This is a genomic window from Ponticaulis sp. (assembly GCF_029210165.1).
GTDB lineage: Bacteria > Pseudomonadota > Alphaproteobacteria > Caulobacterales > Hyphomonadaceae > Ponticaulis.
Window position 1 is genome coordinate 1,212,280 of sequence record NZ_JARGNT010000001.1, and the last position, 26,186, is coordinate 1,238,465.

The window sequence follows — 26,186 nt, forward strand, 5'->3', positions numbered from 1 at the left end:
CTCTCCAATTTATTAGCCTGCCGGCTGGTCGCGGCCTTCGCGGTTCGCAATGCGCACCGGCCAAGCCTCCTCGCGGAATGATAGCGTAGACTGCGGGAACGGGATGGTAACGCCCGCTTCATCAAGCGCGTCTTTCACAGCGAATGCGACTTCATCATAGGTGTTACGCTGTTTGGCGGGCTGGCTGTCCGCCCACCAGAGCAGTTTGAAATCAATGCTCGACCCACCAAAGCCGACACATTTCACCTCGGTATCCTTTGTGCGGTCAACCGTCTCACAGCCATCCAGCGCTTTCTGCAGCGTATCGCGTACCTGACGCATATCAGCGTCATAATCAACGCCGACGACAAGGTCCTGACGGCGCAGTGGCTGGTCTGTCTGTACTTCAACCGGGTTTTTAAAGAGGTGCGCGTTCGGCACGATGATCAGCTCGCCAGATGTGTCGCGGACATGAGTCTCACGGATCTGGATGTCTTCCACGCGTCCGAATACGTCGTCGACTTCAATCACATCGCCAATACGCATTTTCTTGCGCGCGAGAATGATGACGCCTGCGAGGAAGTTTTCGAAAATATCCTTGAACGCAAAACCAATGGCGACGGTCGTGAGGCCCAGACCGGCAATCAGGTTGGCTGGCGTAATGGATGGGAAAACAATCGTTACAGCAACAGCAATCGCGATGATCCACGATGCGATGACAATCAGATTACCTGCAAGTCGAATGAGGGCGCTTCGCGTGCGTGCGCGCTTCATGATTGTTGTGATGACTTTGCGGATGATCGTCGCCGCCACGAGGATCAAGACCAGCGTAATCAGCGCGAGGCCGATCTGCGGCAGGCGGGATATCAGTCCCTGATATAGCGAAAGAATTGTGCCCCAGATGAGGGCGAGCGGTTCAAATTCTGCAGAGTTTTCCATGCAGGACTAATGCAGGAAGCTTTGCAGGGTTCCGAACCGCTCAAAACCGGTTAACCGCGGCAGAGTGCGCAGAGCTTGTTGCCGTCAGGGTCGCGCAGATAAGCAAGGTAAAGCTTCATGCCGCCGCCTTCACGCCAGCCTGGTGGGTCTTCAATTGGTGTGCCACCCGCTTTTTCGCCTGCCGCATGCCAGGCGTCTGCAGCCTCGGTTGTTTCCATTGCGAAGCCGACCGTAGACCCGTTGCCGATTGTGGCCGCATTGCCGTCGATGGGCTTGGTGACGAGGAATACCGCACCATTGTGTGCATAGACGAGGCGTCCCTTCGGGTCGAGCATACCGGGCTTACCGCCCTGAGACTCAAAGAGCGCGTCGTAAAATACCTTGGCTTTGTCGAGGTCATTGGACCCCACCATCATATGGCTGAACATGTAGTCTCCCTATACGTCCGAGCCAGTTTTGGCCCGTTCCGGCGGTGATATTCGCGCATGGTGAGAGATTGTCCAGCCATACCGTGAGGTGAAGGTGCGTCGTTTCCGATGAACTCTTGGCGGCGGGCGGCGTTGCTTGTTCGATACGAAATTGAAGGAGCGACGTCATGCAACTGATCGAAAGCAAAAAGAAGAAAGCGGTCATGTACACTGTTGGTGTGCTGGGCATTGTTATGATTGTACTGGGTCTCGCGCCAATGCCGAACATTATGCTGCCACCTCTGGTGACAGGCATTGGCTTCCTTGCGCTGGCCTGGGGTATGAAGGCTTAGCTCTGCTTTAAGAGCCAGCGAAGCCGGTCACTTGAAAGGGCGTAGTGCAGCGCAATCAGCGCTACATGCGTGAGCGCAATCCACGCGTGACCGGCCAGATAAAATGCTAACGATCCGCCAAGTAGGATGGTGAGTTCCACAGCCAGTCGAACCGGACCGGAGACGCGTACGGGCGCTTTGCCGGACCGGCTCGGGTCATCTGGAACATTGAAAACGCCCCATGTGGCCGCCGCGAGTAGTACAGCGGCAATTGCGAAAGCATAGCCAATGATGCCTTCGCCTGCCTGAAACGCAGCCATACCGATACCGGCAAGGGCTGCAAGCTCCAGACAGACGCGTAGAAGAAGGTTCATAGTGTCCCCCGCAAAAAAGCCGCACACCTCTCAGCATGCGGCTTTCTTTAAACTAATCCGGTGGCGCGTGACTTAGAATGTCACAACAGAGCGGATCGACTTGCCTTCATGCATCAGGTCGAACGCGTCGTTGATTTTCTCAAGCGGCATGACGTGAGTAATCATCGGGTCGATCTGGATCTTACCCTGCATGTACCAGTCGACGATTTTTGGAACGTCTGTACGGCCTTTCGCGCCGCCAAACGCTGTGCCGCGCCAGTTACGGCCCGTTACCAGCTGGAATGGACGTGTCGCTATTTCCTTGCCCGCTTCTGCAACGCCGATGATCACGCTTGTGCCCCAACCGCGGTGGCAGCATTCCAGCGCCTGACGCATCACGTCTGTATTGCCCGTACAATCGAAGGAATAGTCCGCGCCGCCATCGGTCAGTTCAACGATGTGAGCGACAATGTCAGAGACGTCTTTCGGATTGACGAAGTGCGTCATGCCGAACTTTTCGCCCCATTCCTTTTTCTCATTATTGAGGTCAACGCCGACAATTTTGTCTGCGCCAGCCATTTTTGCGCCCTGAATGACGTTCAGGCCAATGCCGCCAAGACCAAAGACGACGACATTATCGCCGACCTGAACTTTGGCTGTGTTGGTCACCGCACCAACGCCGGTTGTCACGCCGCAGCCGACATAGCAGGCTTTGTCGAAAGGCGCGTCTTCGCGGATTTTCGCAACCGCGATTTCCGGCAGGACTGTGAAGTTGGAGAAGGTCGAGCAGCCCATATAGTGGTAAATGGTCTGACCTTTGTATGAGAAGCGGGACGTGCCGTCCGGCATCAGGCCTTTGCCTTGCGTTGCGCGAATGGCCGTACACAGATTGGTTTTGCCGGAGAGGCAGGATTTACACTGGCGGCATTCTGGCGTGTAGAGCGGAATAACGTGGTCGCCCGGCTTTACACTGGTGACGCCCGCGCCGACTTCACGAACAATGCCTGCGCCTTCATGGCCCAGAACGCTCGGGAAAATACCTTCCGAATCAAGTCCGTCCAGCGTGTATGCGTCTGTGTGACAGATGCCGGTTGCCATAATTTCAACCAGAACTTCACCGGCTTTTGGACCTTCCAGATCCAGCTCAACAATTTCGAGTGGCTTTTTCGCTTCAAAGGCGACTGCAGCGCGGGTTTTCATGTTTGCACTCCGTAATTTTGCTGGTAACCGTTTAATCAATGCTCCAGATGAAATAAAGAGCTAAATTAAATATGCATAATTGCAAGGACGGGATAGTTTGAGTCAGTGGGATGGTATTGAAGAGTTTGTCGCCGTGGCCCAGCAGGGCAGTTTCAAGCGCGCGGCCGAGGTTCTGGGCCTCTCCTCTTCACATGTGAGCCGCGCGGTGATGCGCCTGGAAGAGCGCCTTCAGTCTACCTTGTTTTTCCGTACAACACGTCAGGTGTCGCTGACGGATACGGGCCGGTCTCTCTTTCAGCATTGCGAGCAACTGGTTCAGGACCGCGATGAGGCTTTTGCGCTGATCGGAGGCGATAGAGAGCCGGTTGGTGAGTTGCGCGTCACCTGCGCCGTGTCACTGGGTGAACGCTTTGTTGCGCCAATCGTCCGTTCACTGATGCAGGACTATCCGCGCCTTTCTGTAACCGTGGATCTTTCGAACCAGCGCCGCGATTTGGTTGCTGATGGTTTCGATATGGCCATCCGAACCGGTGTTATGGATGACCCACGATATATTCAGACGCTGATTGCCCGTCGCAACTGGCAGGTCTGTGCGTCTCATACCTATCTGGCGCAGCATAAAAAGCCGAAAACGGTGGAAGATCTTGCGGGCCATGAGTGTGTTATGGGCTCGTCGGAGACCTGGAAGTTCGAGGTCGACGGTGAGCCGGTCATGTTCCGCCCGAAGGGGCGTTTCAAATGCAATTCCGGATCTGCGGTGGTTGAAGCGGTGAAGGCCGGGCTCGGCATTTGCCAGCTTCCAGACTTCTATCTGAGCGAAGGCATCGCCTCGGGCGAGCTTGTGCCGCTTTTGAAGAAAAGCCTGCCACCAGCAGAGCCTGTCTGGGCGGTCTATCCGCAGCGCAGACATCTTATGCCGAAAGTACAAAAACTCGTCGAACGTTTGCGGGCCGAGCTGGGCCCTGCAATGGGCGGCGCGCCACTCGAAACAGAATAAAGGACAGGATGATATGACAATCGAAACAGTCTCCACCAATAAAGCCTTTGGCGGTACGCAGGGCGTATACAAACATCGCTCCAGCGCAACGGGCACGGACATGACCTTCTCGGTTTATGTGCCGCCCCATGCGCCAGGCGCGAAACTGCCGGTGGTCTGGTATCTGTCCGGGCTGACCTGCACGCATGCGAACGTCACGGAAAAGGGCGAGTTTCGCGCGGCCTGTGCAGAGCTCGGCCTTATCTTCGTGGCGCCGGATACATCCCCTCGTGGTGAAGGCGTGCCGGATGATCCTGAAGGCGCATATGACTTCGGACTTGGCGCAGGCTTCTATGTAAACGCAACAGAAGCTCCGTTTGCTGAGCATTATAACATGCGCGATTATATTGAGAGCGAACTGCCTTCGATTATCGCGGCAACCTTTCACGCAGATATGGAACGTCAGGGCATTACTGGCCACTCAATGGGCGGGCATGGCGCGTTGACGATCGGCCTTAGAAATCCGTCTGTTTACAAGTCTGTGTCAGCATTTTCGCCAATCGTTTCGCCTCTGCAATGTCCCTGGGGTGAGAAGGCGCTCACCGGCTATATCGGTGCGGATAAAGCTAAATGGCGTGAATATGATGCTGTGGCACTTATTGAAGATGGTGCGCGTGTTGAAACCGGCCTGCTGGTCGATCAGGGCACGGGCGACAACTTCCTTGAAGGCCAGCTGAAAACCCATCTTCTGGCGGAAGCCTGCTCGGCAGCGGGACAGGCTGCCGAAATCCGGATGCAGGATGGGTATGACCACTCATACTATTTCATTTCGACGTTTATGGCCGAACATTTGAAATGGCATGCCGAGCGTCTGGCTTAATTAGTCAGCAAGCTGACGGTCTATAAAACTGGTGATCGCTGCCAGCATGTCCTCGGTATTCTCTGACGGGTAATGTCCGAAGGCATGCGGCGCACCGGGATAGAAGGCGTAGTCGACCTTGCCGCTGCGAGCCTGCCAGGCCTGCAAAAGATCAAACGTCATATCCTGCGGGATGTTTGAATCCATTCCCGGTTGGATGACGAGGATAGGCGGCAAATCCTCTGCCTCACCCGCCTGAACAATGCGCGGGATTGAGGCATCCCACATAGCATCTTCATCTGCAAAATATCGTTCCGTTAACGTAACGAGCTGGTCAATGCCTGCGCGCTGGGCGTAGCGATAGCGTGTAATCGGCGATGAGACCGGCCACATGGCGACGACATAATCGACGCTCGCATCAATCTCGTCATGTGGTGAGAAGCCGTCATCTGCACCCGCAATCGGTGTTCCGAGATGGGCCTCGTTATTCGGGCGAACCGCAGCCAGCAGGGCGAGGTGACCGCCAGAAGATGAGCCGATCAGGCCGATCTCGTCAGCGTCGGCACCAAGAGCTTCTGCATTGAGGCGCACCCAGCGAACGGCGGCCGTCACATCGGCGGATCCTGCAGGGTGTTGATAGTCGGGTGACTGGCGAAAATCGATTGCCACAACCAGATAGCCGGCATCGGCAAGGGCCTGATCATAGACCCGGCCTGATGTGCGATCATACGCGCCCCACGCACCGCCATGCACTGAAATCACCACAGGCAGCGGGCCTTCCGCGCTGTGCGGGCGATAAATCCGCGCAAGCAGGTCAAGCCCTTCAGGGTTGGCGTAGGTCACGTCTTGCCATGAGGCCTCAGCGGGTTCACTGGAAGCCTGCGCTTGCGTGCTAATTGGCAGTGCAGCGCAGAGGAAACTCAATACAAGGGCTGCAAGTTTTTGGTGCATGAGCCTTAGTTCCCGAACCGAGCATTGCATTCGGGGATGATCTGGGAGGTGAGGATGCGTCGTGATTGTTGTAGCATATCAATCTCCTGCTGAATGAAGATCGTGCCACCATCCTGCATTGCTATGGAGAGACGGGCAAACTCGCAGCCCTGTTGCGTCATCTGATCATTATCTGATGTGAGCAAGGCTCGGGTAAAGTAGACTAGGCTGAGCAGAAAATCTCGGTGAGATGTGTCTTCCGCTGAGAGAGGGGCAAGCTCGGCATATGTTGAAGAAATCCGTTCTTGAGCCGCTTCGCAGTTCGCGCGCGCCCGAACAAAATCGCCATTGTTACGCATCTCGTCAGCAACTGCTGCGCGGCATCCATTCATCAATGCGGCGCCTGTGTCCCACGCTTCAACATTCTGCGCAGACGCTGGAGATGTTGCCATGATAGTTAGAGCAACAAGTGTGGCGCGATTGGAAATTCGGTTCATGATTCATCCTCTCGGTACGACCGTAGAGACTGTTTCCGGAAACCAATCTGCAGTCAACATATGAAGCCCATTGCGAAAAACCGGTCGCCCCATATTATCCCCTAATGACTGATCAAACCGTCTCTGTGACCGAAGCCACCGGCCCGCTTAAAGGCCTGCGCGTAATCGAACTCGGTGTTTTGCTGGCAGGGCCGTTCTGCGGTCAATTGCTGGGTGATCTCGGCGCTGAGGTGATCAAGGTGGAGCCGCCGGGCCAGCCGGATCCTCTGCGTGATTGGGGGCAGGCCAAGCCGGATGGAAAATCGCTTTGGTTTCCTGTGGTGGGGCGCAACAAGAAGACGGTCACGCTGAACCTGCGCAAAGCCAAAGGGCAGGCCATGCTGAAAGAGCTGGTCGCCAAATCCGATATCCTCGTTGAAAACTTCCGGCCCGGCACGATGGAGAAATGGGGGCTCGGCTATGATGTGCTCTCAGAGATCAATCCTGCGCTGATCATGGTGAGAGTGTCCGGATACGGACAAACAGGGCCGCATTCTAAAAAAGCAGGCTATGCGAGTGTCGGTGAAGCCTTTGGCGGGCTTCGCTATGTGATGGGCGAACCGGATCGCATGCCGAGCCGTGCGGGCATTTCGCTGGGCGATAGTCTCGCGGCGACCTTTGGCGCGCTGGGTGCGCTCGCCGCGCTGCATCATCGCCATGTCACAGGGCGGGGGCAGATCGTCGACTCTGCGATTTATGAGGCCTGCCTCGCTATGATGGAGAGCCTTGTTCCGGAGGCGGGTGTTGCCGGTTATGTGCGCGAACGTGCAGGCAGCTATCTGCCCGGCGTTGCGCCGTCTAACATCTACCCGACATCGGATGGCATGGTCATTATCGGTGCCAATCAGGACACGGTCTGGCGGCGTCTTGCTGCGGCCATGGGTGAAGCTGAACTGGCAGACGACCTGCGCTATAAAGATCACTATGCACGCGGCGAGCATCAGCAGGAACTTGATCAGCATATTTCCCGCTGGAGCGTTAAGCTGACCTCGCAAGAGGTGATGGATGCGTGCGAGGAACATGGCGTGCCTTGCGGGCCGATCTATCGCGGCCCTGAAATGCTGGCGGATGCGCATTATGCAGCGCGCGAGGCGATTACCAGGGTGGCTCACCCGTATTTCGGTGACATCCCGATGCAGAATGTCTTCCCGAAATTTTCTGATACACCCGGCAATGTGCGCTGGTCTGCGCCGGAACCTGGCGCGTTCAACGAGGCGATTTATTGCGGGCTTCTCGGGCGGGACGAACGCGAACTTGAGCGCCTTGAAGCCGAAGGCATCATTTAAACCAAAATCACAGGGCGCGTAAATTCTGCTTGTGCTCTCAAATTCTTAAAGATAACGCATTATATAACATGATATAGGAATGTGTTATGCTGGATGTCCTCTCGCAAAAGAATTATCTGTTTCTAGGCAGCCGTATGAAGCGGCTGGCCGAGCGCATGCAGGCTGATGCGACGAAAATCTTCGAAGCCAACGGACACGGTAAGCTCTTGCCTGCGTTCAATACGGTGCTGGCGGCGCTGGACCTGCATGGAGACGCAACAATTGGCCAGCTTGTGGAGCTTATCGGTATCTCGCAGCCTGCAATCACGCGGACTGTGGCGGGTATGGCAGACAAAGGGCTCGTCCGGCTGACGGCAGACAATGATGATCAGCGTGTCCGCAATGTCGCGCTGACAGAGGATGGCATCTGCCTTGTGGCGCACTTGAAGTCCACGGCCTGGCTGCAGATCGAGTGTGCAGCCAAGAATATAACGCATAATGTATCTGGTGATGTCGTTGACCAGCTAACTGAGATTGAACGCCGCCTTGAAGAGCGCCCGCTGACAGAGCGTATTTCTCCGGAAGGCGGACTGGAGATCGTGCCCTATTCAGAGAAGCTTGCGCCCGACTTTTATCGTCTGAATGCCGAGTGGATCGAGGACATGTTTGTGCTCGAGCCGTCCGATATTGAAGTTTTGAAAGACCCGCAGAGCCATATCATTGATAAGGGCGGTGACATTCTGTTCGTGCGAAATGCGAGCGGCGATATTATCGGTGCTGGCGCGCTGCAGCCGGTTGGCGATGATGGCGCGTTTGAATTCACAAAAATGGGCGTGTCGTCGACAAAGCGCGGAGAGAAGGCGGGTGAGTTCCTGCTGGTCGCGCTGATCAATCGGGCGCGTGAGATGGGTGTTCAGAAGCTTCACCTGCTTACGAACAAGAAATGCGAAGCCGCGATCCATCTCTATGAGAAATTCGGCTTTCGACATGACGCGATCATTATGGAAAAGTATGCCGCCAAGTATGAGCGGGCTAACGTTGCGATGCGCTATCCGATGAATACCCAGTCGGTGAAGGCGGCCGCGCCTGTTGAGGTCGCTCCGGCGGAAGCACCTGTTCCGGAGCCGGTACTCGAGCCAGTCGCAGAGACGCCATCGCAGCGGTTTGCGATCAGCTTTTCACCGGAAATGGATTCACCGGTATCGCTCGCGCGTGGCTACCGCTCTGAAATCCTGAAGCGGGCGGAATTGCGCGAAGCGTGCAATCAGGATGTTTGCTTCATGACGTTTGTGGCTGATGGCGTAGAGCTTGCGCATTCGGCAGATACGGTCATTGAGCATCTTCAAAGCCTCGACGGTGAGCTGAAAAAACTCCGCCATGATGGGGAGCATCTTATCCGGTTTGGCGGGGACGCTGTCGGGCTTGCCGAGGTACGCGGCGAGAAGATTACGTTGAGCGTTGTCGCGCCATCAGATGAGATTGTCGGAAAATCGGTCCAGCTGCGCTATACAGATCAGGGTATTCGCCTCGGTGAGATTGGCGTGTTCCCGAAAAAGCTCGTTATTGACGAGTTCGAGGCATCTATTACGCGCGTACGCGCGGAGATCATGCGGGTCTACCGCGCGCTATAACGAGGATGAAGCTGTGAGCGACGGCACAGAAAAACGACTGATCATCCGTTTTGATCCGGCAATCGCTTCGTCGACCGGTAAGCCGTCGCCCGACTTCGAAGAGAATGTCATTCAAAACAATCCTATACCTTGGGATGCGCGCGGCGGTCAGCAGATTGCGATGGATTTTGATTTTGATGGCCTGCCGCTTGGAAGATATCCTGGCTCAATTGTCTGGCATTGGTATGATCTGAAAGCGTACCAGAGGATGTTCGCAACAGAAGAATACTTCGTGATTCAGCTTGGTGGCTATTCTGAGGGCTTGGCCAATATTACGGGTGATCTCGTCAGGATCGGAACTTTCGGGCTTTGCTTGGAGGGCCAGCGCCGGAAACTGCCTCGCATTGAGAGAACCGACGGCACCCATTTTTACGAAATTGGCATTTTCTCGCGAGCCCAGATCATTGCCGAAATAGAAACGGCAATGGCCTGCGTTGAGGCAGAGATTCTAAAAATCGCCGACGGCCTCAAGTAGCATTAAAGCTTTTTCAGATACCTAGCGCCTCGCTGGCAGATAGGTCAGCTCGGGGAAGTCGTTTTCAAGCGTCTCAGTGACGAAGACTGCATGTTCGCCGCGTGTCTCTTCGGTTTCTGCGAAGACTGATTCCAGAAGCGCGTGAATCGCGAGTTTGGCGATCATTTGCTGGCGACCGGCGCTGATGGCTTCGCCAAGCTCGAACGAGCAGGCCGGTACAAACTCATCCGGAGATATCAGGCCCAATTCCGGCCCGCCAAACATGCCGTCAAACGGGTGGCCGCCCGTACCAAATTCGGTAATCGAGCAGACAAGTTCGTCGGGATTTCCGAACAGGCGGGGCATGCCTGACATGAGGTCTGCGAAGCCTGCATGTGTGCCGCCTTCAATCTCCAGCAAGCCGCCCGATGCGAGTTTATCCGGCATTGGCGCGGCATTCGTGCGGTGGGGAACGATTGCATCCTCAGTGCCGGAGATCACTAGATATGCTGCGTCGGTGGTGGTGAAAAAGTCAGGGCCGAAAACATCTGCCGGACCAGCCATAGAAACAGCGGCCTTAATTCGCGCGTCATGCCATTCCGGGTGAAAAGTGGTGAGCGTGGTTGTCAGCCCGCCCAGCGACAGGCCAATCGCACCAATGCGATCAGAGTCCAGCGTCACGTTGAAGGGTTTGTCGTCACCCGAAAGAGCGAGCATCTGGTCTATGATGAAACTCACATCGCCCGGCTGGCTCGGCACATCTGAAATGGTCGATCCGCCCGGCGCTGCGCCGTTGGAAAGCGGGAATCGAGGCGCGGCGACGACATACCCATGGCTCGCCAGAAATTCTGCGATATAGGCCCCGCCGACATTATCGGACCGGAAGCCGTGGCTGTAGATGACGAGCGGGGCAGAACCGTCTGCCCCTTGCGGATACCAGATGCGCGTCGGCAGAGTGCGACCAGGCTCGCCCTCAAACTCTCCGTTTGGCGGTGTGGAGCGCGTCGTATCAACCCAGATGTATTCATTGGTTGCTATCTCATATGGCCCATCAGCTAATCGCGCTGCGCTTTCTGAATTCTGAGGTGGAGGCGAAGGGCGCGTGACGAAGAGAGCAATGGACACGGCTGCAATAACAGCCACCAGAATGATCAGGATGATGATCCCGATCCACTTCAACACCTTCGACATGCGCCTTCTCCCCCGAGTTTTTTAAACTGTCGGGCGATTAGGTGAAACTGGCAAGAGAGGATCGACCAGCTCAGCGCTGGTATTTGATGAATTTTGTCTGTTTGGCCATGCGGTCATAAAGCTTCATGGCCGTATGATTGTCGTTCTCGGTCATCCAGTAGACCGTCGGGCAACCCATAGCGTCGCCGGCATCATAAACGGCCTGAATTAGCGCGCGGCCAGCGCCAGTGCCGCGAACCTCCGGATTTACATAAAGGTCTTGCAGGTAGATGACGTCTTCCGGACGCCAGCAATGGCGCTGGCGCATAAAGTGGGTGAGGCCAATTGCTGTGTCGCCCTGCCAGGCGATCAGACCATGCGGGTCATATAGCTCGTCGGTGAGGAGGCGGGCAAATGTCGCGTCATAGACCGATTGCGGAAGCTCTGATTTGTAGAAGACCAGATAGTCCGTCCACAGCTTCTCCCAGACGGGTTTGTCCTCCGCGCGTACTGGTCGAATCTCTAACTGGCTGGTCATTGGCTTAACCCCTCATCTTACCCCGGACGTTGCTAATGTGGCCGGTAGGCGAGGGCGTCAAGCCGGACGACAGATCAGAGCTCGCTTGCGCCGCCATTGCCCAGAAGATCATCCTCGCCTTTGGCGCGGCGCTCTGCGTCGACGCGTTCCTGGAGCGAGGTATCAGGTGATGTGTCCGGCACATCTGGTGCTTGTGCGGGCGCGGAGGCTTCTTCCGGCGTGTCTACTTCTTCCACGACTGCTGAAACCGGCTGTGTCGGAAGGGCGGCGCCGCCTTTAATGGAGATACGATAGCTCGGGTCTGGCAGGCTGAAGCCCGCTGCTTCCAACGCAGTTTTGACCGCAGAGATCGCAGCCGAACGCGCTTTGTTGAAATCGGTGTTTCGTTGATCGACCCATCCATTGAAGGAAAGATCGGTCGTCGATGCGCCGAGCTCTTTGATCAGACCAACCGCAGGCGGATCGGCGAGTACAAAATCCAGCTTATCGAGTGTTGCCTGACCAAGCGATGCGGCTTCCATCTCGTCCTGCTCAGGATCAATGCCAAGCATGAAGCTGAACCGGCGATCCGGATTGCGCGAATAATTCAGAATAACGCCTTTGAAGACGTTGGCGTTCGGAATGCGAAGATGATTGCCGTCCAGCGTCATCAGGATGGTGGCGCGTGAGGTCAGGCGGATGACACGGCCTTCTTCGCCATTAATAACAACGTGGTCATTCGGCTGAAAGGGCTGGCGAATAGACAGCATGACCGATGCGGTGAAGTTCTCGATCGTGTCTTTGACAGCAAAACCGATGGCGAGGCCCACCACGCCAGCGGCGCCGAGAAGCGTGCCGAGAAACGCCGTTGCGCCAATCAGGCTTAGCGCCGAAATCATGGCGATGATGAAGGCGAGTGTGAACACGAAGGTCGAAATCAGATCGGCCACAAAGCGGTTTGGCGATATAGTGCGCCAGATGAATTGCGCGCGCGACAGCAGCCAGCCGCCCATAAGGATGAGCGCGAATACGCCTAGTGCCAGAGCATAGAGCGGAATATAGCGGATGAAGGCTTCGATCTGCCCACGCGCTGCGTCCATCGCTGGGGTAACGCGGTTCGTCACCGAAGCGTCTCGGGTGATCTGGTTCTGAACGGCAACAACGCCCTCAACGCGCGAAGAGAGGGTTTCGGCAAGGTCTATCGCATCGGCATTCGTTGTTGTGCCTGAAAGCGTCACCACGCCTGACTGAACACTAGCTTCAATGCCTTGAAGCGATTCAAGTTGGGCGAAAATGTCGTCAATCCGTTCGAGGATAGCTGCATCATCAGGCACGCCTTCTTCAAGCGAAATGGGCGCATCAGTTTGAGAGGCATCCCGCGCCTGCAGCGTCAGCGGGCTGAGGAAGCTCAGAAAGAGTGTGAGAAGCCCGAGGCGAAACAGGGATGCAGATGTCATGGGAAAGAAACTTGCGCCCAGTCTCACGGTTCCGCAAGCGGCAATAAAAAAGCCGCCCTGTCAGAGCGGCTTTAATGAGGGGTTTTCAGCAAGACTACGCAGCTGAGCGGATTTCGTCGTCATCGCCTTGTGGCACTGCGCCAGAAGCATCGGCTGGCATCATGCAGATCACGCGTGTGCCTTCGCCAGGGGCTGATTGCATCATCACCTGACCGCCATGCAGTTCTACGAAAGAGCGGACCAGTGCAAGGCCGAGGCCTGCGCCGCGGCGGTCGCCCGATGCAAAGCTGTCAAACACGGAGGCTTGCTGGTCGTATTCGATGCCTGCGCCCGTATCCGAGACAGACAACCAGACCATATCGTCCTGCTTGTGAGCTTCGATGGTGATCTTGCCGCCAGAGTCTGTGAAGCGCATCGCATTGGTCATCAGATTGAACAGGATCTGACGCAGGCGACGCTCGTCGGCCATCATGGTACCAAGGTCAGGCTGTAGTTCGCAGACGACTTCGACTTCTGTGTCCTCGGCGTTAGACACCATCATATTGATGCTGTCGTTCACAACCTCTTTCAGATCGACAGAAGAAATGTCGAGGTCGAGGCGGCGCGCTTCGATCATGGCCAGATCGAGAATGTCGTCGATCAGCTTGGATAGGTTGTTAGAGGCTGTGAGGATTGAATCCACAAAGCCAGACTGCTGTTCGTTTAGCTCGCCAACCTGACCGCTCTCAAGGAACTGCGTGTAGCCAAGGATAGTCGTCAGCGGTGAGCGCAGCTGGTAGCTGACATTGCGCACGAACTCTGTGCGCAGCTTATCAGCGGCTTCGAAGGCTTCAGCGCGTTCACGAAGCGCTTCTTCCACGCGGCGGGCAGCGGTCATGTCGACAAATGCGACAAGGGTTGCACCATCCGGCAGAGGCTGGGTGAGATAGGTCACCACACTACCGTCAGAGCGTTTCATCTCGCCGGTCGTCTCGCGGCGCGCTTCGGAAGACGGGTTGGTGATATGGCCTTTGATGTTGGCCCATGTGTCCTGATCGTGGAACAGCTTGGTGCACAGGCCTGAAAGGTGGTTGTAATCCACCTCGCCCTCAAGATCTTTAGCATCCAGCTCCCACAGGCGCATGAAGGCTTCATTGTGCAAGCGCAGGCGGCCATCCGGGCCGAACACGGTGACAGCTTCGTGCAGATTGTTGAGTGTCGCTGTCTGCGTCTTGATGAGCATTTTGTATTTGCTCTCAAGTGCCAGCTCGTCCGTCATATCCTTGAAGAGGATCAGCAGTCCGCCCAGAGGGTGATGCTGGCGGGTAACCTTGAGTGTGCGGCCATCCGGCAGACGCCAGATATCCTCGGCTGTTGAGGATTTCATCTGGTAATGGGCCAGCTCTTCAGCGCGCCATTCACCGAAATTGGCGCGCGCTGGCAGTTTGCGACCAGCGCGAAGCTCGTCGAGTACCTGTCCATGGTTCGGCTTTTCGATAAGGAAGCTGTCTTTCAGGTCCCACATTTTGGAGAAAGCGCGGTTGAAATAGACGAGGCGGCGGTCGCCGCCGAAAATCGCCACACCTTCATCGATATGGTTCAGCGTTTCATCATGTGCGCGAACGTGACGGGTCAGCGTTTCCTGCGCATCGACTTCGTCGGTGACGTCGAACGCCATCGCGCCAGCACCGCCAGAGAGCGGGAAGGTCAGAACTCGCATGGAGCGGCGCTCGCCATTCACTGAAATCTGACGTGTCTCGGAAATTTCCGAATTGCTTTCCAGCGTGGATTTGACCTGATCACTTACCTGCGAGTCGAGATGGATCTGCTTCTCGAGCGCGGAGTCGAGGTTACGCGCTTCAACGGCGGTCAAATATGCGCTGTTCGCCCATTGCAGACGACCCGTGCCGGACAGGCGCCAGGCCGGGAAGGGGGCTTTGGAGAGCATGTCGAGAAAGGCTGTCGGATCGCGTGCAACGACCTGACGGGCTTCTTCAATGCGGAAGCGGGCAGAGCTTTCTTCAAGGCCTTTAATCGTTGAGTCGGTCAGCCACATGACGGCACGTGCACCGGCAGTGCGGCCATCAGCTTCCAGAAAACGCCCTGACGGGCCAATCAGCGTCAGCGAGAATGGTGACCCAGAAAGGCGAAGTTCACGTAGGCGCTGGCGAAGCGTTGTGTCTTTGCCGGATGCGTCACGCGCTTCCAGATCAGCAAGGCCTTCGACAATCCGGATAGCCGGATCATGGGAAAGCGAGTCATCTGTAAATCGCAGGAGGCCGGCTAGCGCGACAGGGGATCCGTAAACGACAGGGGAGCCGACCTCGTCGCCGTCCAGTGCGTCATCTTCCCAGACGAGAATAATGCCGGGATGGGCGTCGAAAATGCTTTCAGCGCGAATGAGTTGTTCTTCGGAGGTATCTGCGCGCTGGCGGAATTTGCGTGCCGCGCCGCGATGGCCGTCTGTAACGCGTAGCGACCAAAGCATGGAAGACAGCGCCAGAGCTGAAGCTCCGACAGCCACCATGACTGGTATCTGATCTGCACTAAACGCCATAAGGCCGCTCCGTCTCGAACAAGTCGCCGAATCTTTTCAGATTCCGCCACTTTAACGAAATGACCGGTTTCAGTTAATGTCCCGTTAATGAATGTTTACGGATTTAGGCGCGCTGGGAGCTTGACTGCTCGCTGGTGTCGCTTCCTTCGGCTCTTAGTTCCAGGGCTTCGCGCACCGCATCAATCAGGCGCTCCGGTGTTAACGGCTTGCCGACATGCATATCGGCACCGGCCATCATTGACTGGTCGCAGTGCTCAGGCATGGCATTCGCGCTGAGTACCAGAATTGGGGTGTGGCCCCGGTTCTCATTGCTTTCAATGTCGCGGATCCGGCGTGTTGCTTCAAGGCCATCCATTACCGGCATACGCATATCCATCAGAATGACGTCATAGCTGCCATCCTTATAGGCTTCGACAGCGTCCTGGCCGTTTTCGACAATTTCAACGCCGACACCGAGCGGCGTCAGGATGAGTTGTACAACACGCTGGTTCACTGGGTGATCTTCAGCGAGCAGGACGCGCGTGGATGACAAATGGTCTGCGAGCGCTTCAGCTTCTTCTGATACAGGTGTCAGCGAAGGGTTCTGCGTCTGGCAGCGAACCAACGGAATTTCGAACGAGAATACGCTGCCGTGTCCCGGGCGGGACCGCGCGATGATTTCGCCTTCCATCAGCTCTACGAGAGATTTTGAAATGGTCAGGCCGAGCCCCGTGCCGCGGTTTGGTTCGGCAACGTTTTTTGTCGGCTGTGCATATGGCTCAAAAATCTGCGCAAGGCTTTCTGCGTTCATGCCAACGCCGGTATCTGTGACTTTGAAGCTGACCACCTGCCGGGTGACATCAAGATATTCGCCGCCGCTGACATCTATCGTGACTGCGCCTTCGCTGGTGAACTTGATCGCGTTGGTGATGAGATTGTTCAGCACCTGCCGGATGCGGACTTCATCAGCCAGGAAGTAACCGTGTGCCGAGACATCGAAATTGAGATTGAGGTCCAGCCCGCGATCCTTGGCTGTGTGGCGATGGAAATCACATAGTTCCGTCACGCAGGATGCGAGATTGGTAGGGTTCCTGATAAGCTCAAGTTTGCCGGCTTCGACTTTGGATACATCCAGAACGTCCGACAGCTGCCGCTCCAGCATTTGCGTAGACTGCTGGATTAGTTCCACCATCTCAGACTGTTCGGTCGTGAGGTCTGTGCGATTGAGTGCGCCTGAAACGCCCAGAATGCCATTCATCGGCGTGCGCAATTCATGGCTCATTGTCGCGAGGAAGGTCGACTTGGCCTGGCTCAGGCGGTGTAGCTTCTCGGTGCGTTGAGCAACCGTGTCTTCCAGTTTGGACGTGTAGGCTTCAGTGCGATTTCGGAAATCGGCGAGCGTGCTCGCAAGCTGACCAATCTCGTCCCTGCGTTCTGTGAGTTCATCGATCTGATGATCCATGTCGCCGGTTGCACCCGCCGGCGCGTGAAGTGATCGCGTCAGAATGCCTAGCGGTTTTAATGCGACGCGGCGTACAAAGATCGTCATCCCGATAATGACACAGGCGCCAACCGTCAGCGACATGATGAAGATCGGAACGAGCTGGTTGAGCGATGCATAAAGCAGCGTTTGTTCCGGTATCGAAATAACCAGATACCAGTCCGGAATTTCCAGATGATAGAAAGCGATGGCTTCGGACGCAAAATGCTCGGGGTTACGGAAGAAGACGTCGCTTCCTGATCGGGTGTCCCGGAACGTTTCCAGAAGCTCTTCAGGGTCGATCAGGTCTTCCATGGCATGCATCAGCGCGGGACGCACACTCGTGGTCTCGTCAATGTCGTGATGCGCGATGAGCTGACCTTCCGACGAAATGAAGTAGATATCGGAGTCCATGTTTGGCAGAGCATCAAATGCGGCCTGGAACACCTCGTTGACGAACATTGTTGTGCCGAAAATACCAACCTGTACGCCGCCGAACTGGCGAAGCGGGGTCTGGCAACCTGTGACGAGGGTTTCGCCGGTCTGGTCGTAAGCTGCACTCATGAGAGGTGTGCAGCGTGTGAGACCTTCGGGATTCACCTCAGGCTGCGATACATCGCCAATGCCAATGCTTGTCGCGCTGAAATCATGAGGCGCTTCATGGCGGTAAAATTCCAGTCGGTCCGGACGGTTCGGCGCAAAAATAATAAGATCGTCCAGCGGCGACATGAACCAGAGGCTCTCATGAGCATCATTCATACCAACGCCGTGGCGGGCGATTGTCAGGAAGGCCGAATAGAAGGTGCGCTCTCGCGCTGGCGTCCATTCATGTGTGGAACTGCCGAGCGCTGCGATGCCGTAAACACGGCCATAGCCCGGAATAAACACACCTTCGAACAGTTCATCGGTACCTCGGCGGGCACCGTTCTCCTGTAGCGGGAAATAGGTGTCGAGCCCGGACTGGATTTCTGCGTCGGTCAGGCCTTCAACATACTCGTTGAAGGTTTGCATTGCGGCGTTCTGGGAGTCGGCAATGGTGTTGAAGAACGCATCTTCTCTGAGGCCGCGTTCGGACATGTAGTCCGCCAGAGCGCTGCTCTGTTGATGGCGCACATGCCAGTTCACGCTGACGGCAGCGGCAAATGCGGTTGCAAGAATGGCAAGCACTGTCGACGCTATCAGGAATTGCGTGAAGCGCCTCTCGAGACTCATCGTTATCATTTTTTTGATTCTCAGGCCGAAGCCCGGAACCCCTTACTCATCACCTGAGCAGCATTAACAACGACTATCCTTTAAATATGAATAACACGGCGCGTTGGTTGGTTTTTCAGCTCAAAACCCAGTCGTCCGGGGCCATTTCGAAACCTGCGAACTCAAAGCCCGGCGCAACGGTGCAGCCAACCAGCGTCCACGCGCCAAGAGATACGGCCGTCTGCCAGTAATGACGCGGAATGGTGTGCTGTGGTCGCTGGCCCGCCCTGAGATCGGGGCCAAGTGTCATCGTGCCAGCGTTCTCCTTCGTGCCATCTGACGACCAGGTGAGAGATAGTGGGCCTCCGGCATACCAGTGCCAGGTTTCATCGGCATCCACGCGGTGCCAGTGAGAATGGTCTTCGGCTTCCAGCAGATAGTAAATCGCTGTTCCAGCAGCTCTTTCGCCAGCTTCTGTGTCGCTGCGAAAGGTTTCAGCATACCAGCCGCCTTCGGGATGTTTCTGCATATTCAGCATGCGGATAATTTCGCGTACGCCGAGGTCGCCGGACCGTGCAAACATATCAGAAACTGTCCTTGCGTTTGCGGATTTCAGCAAAGGTCGCAACCGCGTCTCCTGAATGGCCCATGGCGTTCTGCAATTCGGGAACATCAGCACGCAGGAAAGGATTGGCAGCGAGTTCAGCAGAGAGCGTTGTGGGAACGGTCGGCTTATTCTGGCTACGAAGTTCGATGACGCGTTCGCTATAGGCGGCAAGATCTTCATTTTCCGGCTCGATCGTGACCGAAAATTTGGCGTTGGCTGCAGTGTACTCATGCGCGCAGTAAATCGTCGTATCTTCTGGCAGGGCTTTCAGCTTGGACAGGCTGTTCCACATCTGCTCTGCGGAGCCTTCAAACAAGCGCCCGCAGCCGAGCGCAAAAAGCGTGTCGCCGACGAATGCCAGACCATCATCTTCCATAGAGTAGGCGCAATGGCCGAGCGTATGGCCGGGAAGGTCCAGTACGCGGGCCGCATGAGTGCCAAGATTGACGAGCGAGCCCTCGGTTACCGCGCGATCAAGACCCGGGATTTTCTCTTCCTCGCCTGCCGGTCCGATAATGACGCAGCCGGTTTCGTCTTTGATTTTCAGGTTTCCGCCGGTGTGATCCGGGTGCCAGTGCGTGTTCCAGATCTGGGTAATGGTCCAGCCTTTAGACTTCGCTTCGGAGAGAATGCGGTCAGCGTCCGGTGTATCGATGACAGCCGTCTCGCCGGAGAGCGGATCGTGCACCAGATAGCCATAATTGTCTGACAGACATGGAAACTGATGAATTTCTAATGCTGACATGGCGGAACTTTCCCCTTTGGATATCTTTGTATGATAGACCCTAACAGCGTTGGGCGTGCGAGACGAGATGAGACTGGACGTAACTGAACTCCTTAATTTTTACGAGACGCCGCTGGGTGCCTGTGCGCTTCGTGCCATTGTGGAGCGCGTGAACGGTCTCTGGGGCAATCTGTCCGGTCTGGATGTTCTGGGTGTCGGCTATGCTGCGCCATATCTCCAATCACTTGAAGGTGAGCCGCGCCGGCTTGTCAGTCTGATGCCCGCAAGTCAGGGCGGACATGCCTGGACGCCCACAGATCGCGGATCGGCGAGCGTTGTCGCTGCTGAAAGAGAGTTGCCCTTTCCCGACGCTGTGTTCGATCGCATTCTGATCGTTCACGCTCTGGAGGAAACAGGCAACTACACCCGCTTCCTGCGCGAAATCTGGCGGGTGGCAGCACCCGAAGCGCATATTCTGGTTGTCGTGCCGAACCGTTCCGGTGCCTGGTCACTTTCAGATAATACGCCGTTTGGACACGGACGACCGTTTTCACGCCGCCAGACAAAGCGCCTCTTACGTGACGCGCTTATAGAGCCATCGGCCTGGACACGTGCATTGTATACACCACCTGTTGACTGGAAAATGTTCACTTCTGCCAGTGAAGGCTGGGAACGGGTGGGTGAGCTATTTCTCCCGAATATTGGGGGGGTTAACCTTGTTGAGGGAGTAAAACGGGTCAGGATCGATCCCTCGACTCCTTCCAAGGTGCGGGTTGTGGCGCCATCAAATATGAGGCCCGCAATGATCACAAAAAAGCAGTTGCGTGAGCAATCTGCATATGTTACACACCTAACACAGCGCAAGGAGACGACGCCATGAAATTTGTAACTGCAGTCTTTAAACCATCGAAACTCGATGCTGTTCTTGATGCCCTCACAGAGCTGGGCGTAACCGGTCTGACGGTTACTGAAGTACGCGGTTACGGCCGTCAGCAAGGCAAAACCGAAGTTTACCGCGGCACGGAATATGAAGTCCGTCTGCTGCCAAAAGTGAAAGTAGAAATCGCGTGTGCAGCTGAAGCTGTAGACAAAATCGTTTCTGCAATCTCTGAAACAGCGAACACAGGCAAAATCGGCGACGGCAAAATCTTCGTCACTGGTCTGGAAAGCGCTATGCGTATCCGTACAGGCGAGCGCGACGCACAGGCGATCGAAGCTTAAGTCCGGTTTCGGATAACTACAGAATTAACCCCCATGGCCTCGGCTGTGGGGGTTTTCTTTTGTCCGTCGCCCTGAAATCAGATGCGAAAAACCCCGGACGTGTGCCCGGGGTTTTTGCGTACAATACTCTAATCTACTGAAACTTGTGTCGGGGTTAGCAACCGCCGCCGCAGCTACCGCCGCCACCGCCATGGTTGCCGCCATTGTGGCCACCGCCGCGACCACCACGGCCACGTCCGCCGTTATGATAGTTGCCACCATTGTGACCGCCGCCATGGTAACCGCCGCCATTATGGCCACCGTTATGACCGCCACCATGGCTTCCGCCACCGCCGCAACCACCGCCTACGCCGCAGCCGCCGCCATAGTTGCCGCCACCATTATGGCCACCGCCATCGTGACCGCCGCCATGGCCGCCACCGCCGCAGCCACCGCCGCCACCACCGCAAGGCGGGTTATGAGGTGGATTGCTCGGTGGGTTATGCTCACGCGTGCGACGACGGAATGTGTAGTTCGAAGCTGCGTGGTTCAGTACGCCTGAATAGGTTGCGCCGCCCTCGATATAGGTGCCGCCACCGCCATAATATTCACCGTGAACGCCGGAGCCGACGCCGCCGAACATCGCAAAGACCGTACCGTCAGTCAGCCGTACAGCCACTGGCGCAGGTGCTGGTGCCGGCTCGTAATAAACCGGTGCGTTGCACGGAGGAATATGACCGGAAACTGTCGTGATGACCTGGCCGCAAGGTGTGACCCAGACTTCCTGTTGTCCGTGATGGTAAGATCCGGACTGGTGAGATGGGGTATATGTCTGCCCGTATCCTGCCGCGTAAGACGAGCTGGAAGCGCTTGCATAGGAAGAGCCCTGATAGCTTGCGCCGCTGTGGGCGTAGCTTGTCTGACCATAACCAGACGCATAGCTGCCATCATACATGTAGTCGACGGCAGGACCGCCGCGATATGCTGGAAGCGCATCGGCAATAGAGCTCATGCCCTGCGCACGCAGCGCTTCGGCAAGGCCAGGGATTGCGTCACAAGGAACTTCTTCGCCATGCAGGGTGCAGATGATTTCATCGCTGTAAATGTCGACAGGGCCAGCGGTGTTCATCACATAGTTCGGGCCGCCATGAGTGGCGCCGGTGTAGCCATAGCCCGCACCATAAGATGAGCCGGCAGAGCTGTAAGAACTGTGGGAGCTAGCGCTCGCACTTGAATAAGCGCTGGACGAAGAGCCATAGGCAGATGCTGATGCAGACGCCTGTGCGTGGCTGGACGCAGATGTCTGAACTGAACCGTATGTCCGATAGGTCGGCGCTTGCGCGCTGCCGTAAAGGACATGGCCAGTCTGGGCACCATATTGAGAAGACGCATGGCCCGGATGGGTTCGTGAGCCTGTATAGCCGGGTTCACCGGCATAAGCTGTTGCTGCGAATGTAGACGCGAAAAGCGTCGCAGCGAGGAAAGTGTTCAGTTTTGGCATGGCCTCAGCTCCCTGACATAGCCGAAATGCAGTTTCGACAGTCATGTGCAAGCCATGGGCCAACTGGACTTTGTTTACCAGTTGCTTCCCCGATCACTAGAAATCGTAAGCGATTCCCTTGCGTTCCCAGTCGCCATTTCGGGTCGGCTCAAGACCGCGTGGGCCATTGAATTCTTTCTCTGTTTCAGCCTCTTGGGCGGCTTTTTCAGCGGCGCGACGACGCTCGGCAGCCTCTTCTAACGCGCGAATCGCGTCAGGCGGGAGCTTTTTGTCTTTTGCGGCGCCTTCTGGGAGATCAGGTGTGTCAGTCATGGAATTTACGCCTTGAGAAGATGTGACGAATTTTTATCGCTCACTAAAGAATTGCACAGGGTTTGTTAAGCATTGGCTGTACATTCTAGGTCGAAATCTGAACAAAACCCGTCAAAACATAAATGAAGGAGGACGCCTTGGCACTTCTCAAGGTCAACCTTTTCGCCGCTTTTCTCTCCGCATGCCTTGGCTGGCTGATCGGCGGACCCGTAATCGCGGGGCTTTTGGCAGTTCTGGCTGTGCTTGTTGTGCTGATCTGGTACAATGCAGCGCCTGAGTTTGTTCTGAAACATCTTAAAGCTCATACGCTCACGGAAGCCTCAGCTGGAAATATGATGCACAGACTGTTTGTGGGTGACACAAACCGGCTTTGCATGTCTGCGGGCATGTCACGCACGCGTTTCTCCATCATTGATACGCCCTTGCCTATGGCATTCTCAATTGGCGCTTCTGGTTCAAGCGGGCGGGTTATCGTCACAACCGGCCTCTTCAAAACGCTTACACGTCTCGAGATTGCCGCTGTTACGGCGCACGAGCTTGGACACATCAAGGCAGGCGAGCGCGTGACCACTGCAATGTCGCTCGGCATGTCCATCATTGCGACGAAACTGGGCCTGCGTGGCCTTTTGCGTTTTGTCAGCATGGGCCGGTTGTTCGGCGATGCGGAGAGCCAGCTCACCCGCCTCAGTAAGAAGGTATTGCGCCCGGATTGCCGCGCTGATGCGTTCGCTGCCCAGCTTTGCAAAGACAGCGCGATCATGACGTCTGCGCTCCAGAAACTGGAGCATGGCGTGCGCTCGTCCAATCTGTCCGCCATTGAGGGCGTGCCGATGATTGCCCGTCTGGCGACTGTAAACCCGCGCGATGCCATCTACGCGTCGTCTCATCCGGAAAAGTCACCAATGGCGCATCGCGTGGCCGAACTGAAGCGGCTTTCCTTTGCAAAGGCGGCCTGACAGGCTCGATGCTGTGTGCTAGTGGGCCGCGATGAAAAAGCATTGCCCTCGTATTGCAGCCGTTTCGCTGCTCACCCGTATTCTTGATCACCGCCAGACCCTGGACGAAGCCCTCTCCCAGGATCAGCGGTTTTCTGCGCTTGAAGGTCCGGACCGCGGTTTTGCCCGTGCGATTGTGTCTGCGGCGCTCCGCCAGCTCGGACAGATGGATATGGTGCTGGCGTCCAAAGTGACGGGGCGCAATTTTGAACAGCTCGACCCTGACGTACGAAATGTTCTTCGCGTAGGTGCGGCGCAGATTATGGCGCTGAAAACACCGCCGCATGCGGCTGTTTCTGAAACGGTAGAAGCTGCGCGGGGCGTTGAAGGCGCGCGCAAGGCGGGCGGCCTCATCAATGCGGTGCTGCGCAAGCTGCGTGAAGATGATCTCGAAGTCTATGACGAAGACCCGATGAGTGTCTGGCCGGCCGATTTTCAGAACATGATGGTGAAGGCGCTCGGCGAAGAAGGCGCAGCGCAAATGGCGCGCGCTGAACGCTATCAGCCTCCGCTTGATCTCACCGTGCCGAAAGATCGCAAACTCTATGCAGAGCGCATGGGCGGAGAGCCTGTAGGGCCGACGTCGCTTCGTCTTGCTGAAGGCATCGTTGAAAATCTTATGGGCTATGAGGCTGGCGCCTGGTGGGTGCAGGATGTGGCCGCCACTCTGCCTGTTCACATACTGTCACCGAAAAAGGGTGAGGCTGTGCTGGATATGTGCGCGGCCCCCGGCGGTAAGACCATGCAGATTGCGGCAAGCGGTGCTGAGACCACGGCGGTTGATCGCGCGGCCAAGCGTATGCGTCTTGTTGAACAGAATTTGAAACGTACGCGCCTCACGGCGAAATGTGTGGCTGCCGATGCAACCAAATGGGACGCGCCTGCACCGTTCGATGCTGTGCTTCTTGATGCCCCATGCTCTGCGCTCGGAACGCTGCGTCGTCACCCTGAAGGCCCGTGGATTAAGACCGAAGCTGATCTTGCGCGTTTCCCGCAGATTCAGGCGCGCCTGATTGAGGCGGCGGCAAACCTCGTCAAACCGGGCGGTCGCATGGTCTATTGCGTGTGCACGCCATTGCCGCGTGAGGGTGTTGAAATCGTCGAGGCGTTTCTGGCCGAGCATGGAGACTGGTCTCGCGCATCGGTCACGGGTGACGATGTGCCGGATTTTGCAAACGCCATCACAGAAAAGGGCGATGTGCTGACGCTTCCGGAGGCCACAGACATTCCTGACGGGTGTGACGTGTTCTACATTGCAAGGCTGGAGCGTCGTTAGAGCTGAAATTTCAGGAAACCTCTCGGAAATTTCATCAACTAACATTTTTGCGCCACGATCAGTTCATATACAGTTCATGCAACGAGTCTCAGAATTGAGGCACGGGAATTTTATGTGGAGCTGATGTTATGCCCATTCTGAGTAAATCTTATCGTTCACTCGCTATCGCAACCGGTATCGGGTGTCTTGTGGCTCTTGGCGGCTGTGCAAACAGCTATAGCGGTTCAGAGCGTACGGCGTCTGGCGTTGGCGTAACGGCCACGATCCGCGAAGGCGTTGTCATCGGCGTTCAGCCGGTCACGATCCGTCCGGACCGCAACTATCTGGGCGCGGCAACTGGCGCGATCCTCGGTGGTATTGCCGGCTCTAACGTTGGCGGCGGCGATGACGAGCGCGCAGCTGGCGCGGTTGCCGGTGCGGTTCTTGGCGGCGTCATTGGTAACGAAGTCGGCGAAGCGGCGAATACACGCCCTGGCTACGCCTACACCATCGATTTTGGCAACGGCCAGATCCAGGAAATCGTTCAGGGCGTTGAGCCGGCCATTGCGGTCGGTACACCGGTCTATGTTTCCTTCGGCGAAGACGCTGTCCGCGTGACACCGAAACCATATTAAAAACCATGTTCAGGGCGCGTTCTTCGCCTTGTGATGAAGAACGCACCTTGGTATTCAGGGGGAATGAGCTCAGTCCTTATTTCCCCCTCTATTCTCTCTGCTGATTTTTCGAAGCTGGGAGAAGAAGTGCGCGCCATTGATGAAGGTGGCGCTGACATGATCCACGTCGATGTGATGGATGGCCATTTTGTGCCGAACCTCACCTTCGGCCCACCTGTCATCAAGTCTCTGCGTCCGCACTCGAAAAAGCCTTTCGACGTGCATTTGATGATTGCGCCGGTTGATCAGTTTATCGCTGATTTTGCCGATGCAGGGGCAGATATTCTGACAGTTCACCCGGAAGCGGGGCCTCACCTCCACCGCACGCTGCAGGCTATTCGGTCGCACGGCATGAAGCCGGGTGTTGCGATGAACCCGGCAACACCTGTCGAAGTGCTCGATTATGTGATGGATGACATCGACATGATCCTTGTCATGTCTGTGAACCCGGGCTTTGGCGGACAAAGCTTTATCGACAGCCAGCTGCGTAAGATTGAAGCCCTTCGCAAAATGATTGAAGCCACAGGCCGTGATATCATTCTGGAAGTCGATGGCGGTGTGAAACCGGATAATGCTCAGGCGGTGATCTCAGCCGGTGCGAATGCGCTTGTTGCGGGCTCAGCCGTCTTCAAAGGCGGCCCGGATGCTTATGCGACGAATATTGCCGCGCTAAGACCCGGAGCCTGAT

General features: G+C 56.2%; 27 protein-coding genes. 12 read left to right on the forward strand and 15 right to left on the reverse strand.

Annotated elements, in window-relative coordinates; all coding sequences use genetic code 11:
- Window positions 1–12 precede the first annotated feature (12 nt).
- Window positions 13–918 carry a mechanosensitive ion channel family protein gene (locus P1U45_RS06030; RefSeq protein ID WP_301058172.1) on the reverse strand — a complete coding sequence of 302 codons (906 nt, stop codon included), beginning with the start codon at window positions 916–918 and terminating at the stop codon, window positions 13–15.
- Window positions 919–968: 50 nt separating this feature from the next.
- A complete protein-coding gene (locus tag P1U45_RS06035; RefSeq protein ID WP_301058174.1) occupies window positions 969–1,346 on the reverse strand; it encodes a VOC family protein in 378 nt (125 codons plus the stop codon).
- A gap of 167 nt (window positions 1,347–1,513) precedes the next feature.
- Between P1U45_RS06035 and P1U45_RS06040 the strand changes: the two genes are divergently transcribed.
- Window positions 1,514–1,678: a hypothetical protein gene (locus P1U45_RS06040; protein ID WP_301058176.1), complete on the forward strand. Its 165-nt coding sequence runs from the start codon at window positions 1,514–1,516 to the stop codon at window positions 1,676–1,678.
- On the opposite strand, the gene P1U45_RS06045 is transcribed toward P1U45_RS06040, so the two are convergent.
- Window positions 1,675–2,031: a DUF2568 domain-containing protein gene (locus P1U45_RS06045; protein WP_301058178.1), complete on the reverse strand. Its 357-nt coding sequence runs from the start codon at window positions 2,029–2,031 to the stop codon at window positions 1,675–1,677. The two genes, P1U45_RS06040 and P1U45_RS06045, sit on opposite strands and share 4 nt — an antisense overlap.
- Window positions 2,032–2,103: 72 nt before the next feature.
- On the reverse strand, window positions 2,104–3,210 hold the full coding sequence (locus tag P1U45_RS06050; protein ID WP_301058179.1) for an S-(hydroxymethyl)glutathione dehydrogenase/class III alcohol dehydrogenase: 1,107 nt from the start codon (window positions 3,208–3,210) through the stop codon (window positions 2,104–2,106).
- 97 nt (window positions 3,211–3,307) lie between these two features.
- On the opposite strand from P1U45_RS06050, the gene P1U45_RS06055 reads away from it, so the two are divergent.
- Together P1U45_RS06055 and fghA are read left to right on the forward strand one after the other, a co-directional pair.
- Window positions 3,308–4,207 (forward strand): LysR family transcriptional regulator, encoded by a 900-nt coding sequence (locus P1U45_RS06055; protein WP_293609964.1) that lies wholly within the window; start codon window positions 3,308–3,310, stop codon window positions 4,205–4,207.
- A 13-nt stretch (window positions 4,208–4,220) separates the two neighbouring features.
- Window positions 4,221–5,066 carry an S-formylglutathione hydrolase gene (gene fghA, locus P1U45_RS06060; RefSeq protein WP_301058182.1) on the forward strand — a complete coding sequence of 282 codons (846 nt, stop codon included), beginning with the start codon at window positions 4,221–4,223 and terminating at the stop codon, window positions 5,064–5,066.
- Here the strand turns inward: fghA and P1U45_RS06065 are convergent, their stop codons facing one another.
- Entirely contained in the window at window positions 5,067–5,996 is a 930-nt protein-coding gene (locus P1U45_RS06065) for an alpha/beta hydrolase (RefSeq protein WP_301058184.1), read from the reverse strand.
- Window positions 5,997–6,001: 5 nt separating this feature from the next.
- The gene (locus tag P1U45_RS06070) at window positions 6,002–6,472 is read right to left on the reverse strand and encodes a hypothetical protein (RefSeq protein ID WP_301058186.1); all 471 of its coding nucleotides are present in this window, start codon (window positions 6,470–6,472) and stop codon (window positions 6,002–6,004) included.
- A 104-nt stretch (window positions 6,473–6,576) separates the two neighbouring features.
- Between P1U45_RS06070 and P1U45_RS06075 the strand changes: the two genes are divergently transcribed.
- From P1U45_RS06075 to P1U45_RS06085, 3 genes are all read left to right on the forward strand, one after another.
- Window positions 6,577–7,797, forward strand: coding sequence for a CoA transferase (locus P1U45_RS06075; RefSeq protein WP_301058188.1), 1,221 nt, complete (start codon window positions 6,577–6,579; stop codon window positions 7,795–7,797).
- Window positions 7,798–7,883: 86 nt separating this feature from the next.
- Window positions 7,884–9,407, forward strand: coding sequence for a bifunctional helix-turn-helix transcriptional regulator/GNAT family N-acetyltransferase (locus P1U45_RS06080; RefSeq protein WP_301058190.1), 1,524 nt, complete (start codon window positions 7,884–7,886; stop codon window positions 9,405–9,407).
- A 13-nt stretch (window positions 9,408–9,420) separates the two neighbouring features.
- Window positions 9,421–9,921 carry a hypothetical protein gene (locus P1U45_RS06085; protein ID WP_301058192.1) on the forward strand — a complete coding sequence of 167 codons (501 nt, stop codon included), beginning with the start codon at window positions 9,421–9,423 and terminating at the stop codon, window positions 9,919–9,921.
- Between the two features lie 21 nt (window positions 9,922–9,942).
- Here the strand turns inward: P1U45_RS06085 and P1U45_RS06090 are convergent, their stop codons facing one another.
- The 7 genes from P1U45_RS06090 to gloB all read right to left on the reverse strand — a co-directional run bounded on the left by P1U45_RS06090 (window position 9,943) and on the right by gloB (window position 19,582).
- On the reverse strand, window positions 9,943–11,091 hold the full coding sequence (locus P1U45_RS06090) for a hypothetical protein (protein WP_301058194.1): 1,149 nt from the start codon (window positions 11,089–11,091) through the stop codon (window positions 9,943–9,945).
- A 70-nt stretch (window positions 11,092–11,161) separates the two neighbouring features.
- Window positions 11,162–11,608, reverse strand: a complete 447-nt coding sequence (locus P1U45_RS06095; protein ID WP_301058196.1) for a GNAT family N-acetyltransferase — start codon at window positions 11,606–11,608, stop codon at window positions 11,162–11,164.
- Between the two features lie 74 nt (window positions 11,609–11,682).
- Complete coding sequence (locus P1U45_RS06100) at window positions 11,683–13,044, reverse strand: mechanosensitive ion channel domain-containing protein (RefSeq protein WP_301058198.1); 1,362 nt, start codon at window positions 13,042–13,044, stop codon at window positions 11,683–11,685.
- A gap of 94 nt (window positions 13,045–13,138) precedes the next feature.
- The gene (locus P1U45_RS06105; protein WP_301058200.1) at window positions 13,139–15,580 is read right to left on the reverse strand and encodes a PAS domain-containing sensor histidine kinase; all 2,442 of its coding nucleotides are present in this window, start codon (window positions 15,578–15,580) and stop codon (window positions 13,139–13,141) included.
- 103 nt (window positions 15,581–15,683) lie between these two features.
- Complete coding sequence (locus P1U45_RS06110; protein ID WP_301058202.1) at window positions 15,684–18,251, reverse strand: ATP-binding protein; 2,568 nt, start codon at window positions 18,249–18,251, stop codon at window positions 15,684–15,686.
- Between the two features lie 115 nt (window positions 18,252–18,366).
- Entirely contained in the window at window positions 18,367–18,813 is a 447-nt protein-coding gene (locus tag P1U45_RS06115) for a cupin domain-containing protein (RefSeq protein WP_293609975.1), read from the reverse strand.
- Window position 18,814: 1 nt separating this feature from the next.
- Window positions 18,815–19,582: a hydroxyacylglutathione hydrolase gene (gloB, locus tag P1U45_RS06120; RefSeq protein WP_301058205.1), complete on the reverse strand. Its 768-nt coding sequence runs from the start codon at window positions 19,580–19,582 to the stop codon at window positions 18,815–18,817.
- Window positions 19,583–19,649: 67 nt separating this feature from the next.
- On the opposite strand from gloB, the gene P1U45_RS06125 reads away from it, so the two are divergent.
- Both P1U45_RS06125 and P1U45_RS06130 read left to right on the forward strand, forming a co-directional pair.
- Window positions 19,650–20,441 (forward strand): class I SAM-dependent methyltransferase, encoded by a 792-nt coding sequence (locus P1U45_RS06125; RefSeq protein ID WP_293609977.1) that lies wholly within the window; start codon window positions 19,650–19,652, stop codon window positions 20,439–20,441.
- Window positions 20,438–20,782 (forward strand): P-II family nitrogen regulator, encoded by a 345-nt coding sequence (locus tag P1U45_RS06130; RefSeq protein ID WP_022694039.1) that lies wholly within the window; start codon window positions 20,438–20,440, stop codon window positions 20,780–20,782. The genes P1U45_RS06125 and P1U45_RS06130 overlap by 4 nt, the downstream gene beginning before the upstream one ends.
- Window positions 20,783–20,936: 154 nt before the next feature.
- Here the strand turns inward: P1U45_RS06130 and P1U45_RS06135 are convergent, their stop codons facing one another.
- Window positions 20,937–22,262: a hypothetical protein gene (locus P1U45_RS06135; RefSeq protein ID WP_301058207.1), complete on the reverse strand. Its 1,326-nt coding sequence runs from the start codon at window positions 22,260–22,262 to the stop codon at window positions 20,937–20,939.
- A 96-nt stretch (window positions 22,263–22,358) separates the two neighbouring features.
- The gene (locus P1U45_RS06140; protein WP_301058209.1) at window positions 22,359–22,574 is read right to left on the reverse strand and encodes a DUF1674 domain-containing protein; all 216 of its coding nucleotides are present in this window, start codon (window positions 22,572–22,574) and stop codon (window positions 22,359–22,361) included.
- A 137-nt stretch (window positions 22,575–22,711) separates the two neighbouring features.
- Here P1U45_RS06140 and P1U45_RS06145 point away from each other — a divergent pair, with 137 nt between their 5' ends.
- The 4 genes from P1U45_RS06145 (at window position 22,712) to rpe (ending at window position 26,185) form a co-directional block, all read left to right on the forward strand.
- Complete coding sequence (locus P1U45_RS06145; protein ID WP_293609980.1) at window positions 22,712–23,530, forward strand: M48 family metalloprotease; 819 nt, start codon at window positions 22,712–22,714, stop codon at window positions 23,528–23,530.
- A gap of 31 nt (window positions 23,531–23,561) precedes the next feature.
- Window positions 23,562–24,845 (forward strand): transcription antitermination factor NusB, encoded by a 1,284-nt coding sequence (locus tag P1U45_RS06150; protein WP_301058211.1) that lies wholly within the window; start codon window positions 23,562–23,564, stop codon window positions 24,843–24,845.
- A 128-nt stretch (window positions 24,846–24,973) separates the two neighbouring features.
- The gene (locus P1U45_RS06155) at window positions 24,974–25,459 is read left to right on the forward strand and encodes a glycine zipper 2TM domain-containing protein (RefSeq protein ID WP_022694044.1); all 486 of its coding nucleotides are present in this window, start codon (window positions 24,974–24,976) and stop codon (window positions 25,457–25,459) included.
- Window positions 25,460–25,522: 63 nt separating this feature from the next.
- The gene (gene rpe, locus P1U45_RS06160) at window positions 25,523–26,185 is read left to right on the forward strand and encodes a ribulose-phosphate 3-epimerase (protein ID WP_301058213.1); all 663 of its coding nucleotides are present in this window, start codon (window positions 25,523–25,525) and stop codon (window positions 26,183–26,185) included.
- Window position 26,186 lies beyond the last annotated feature (1 nt).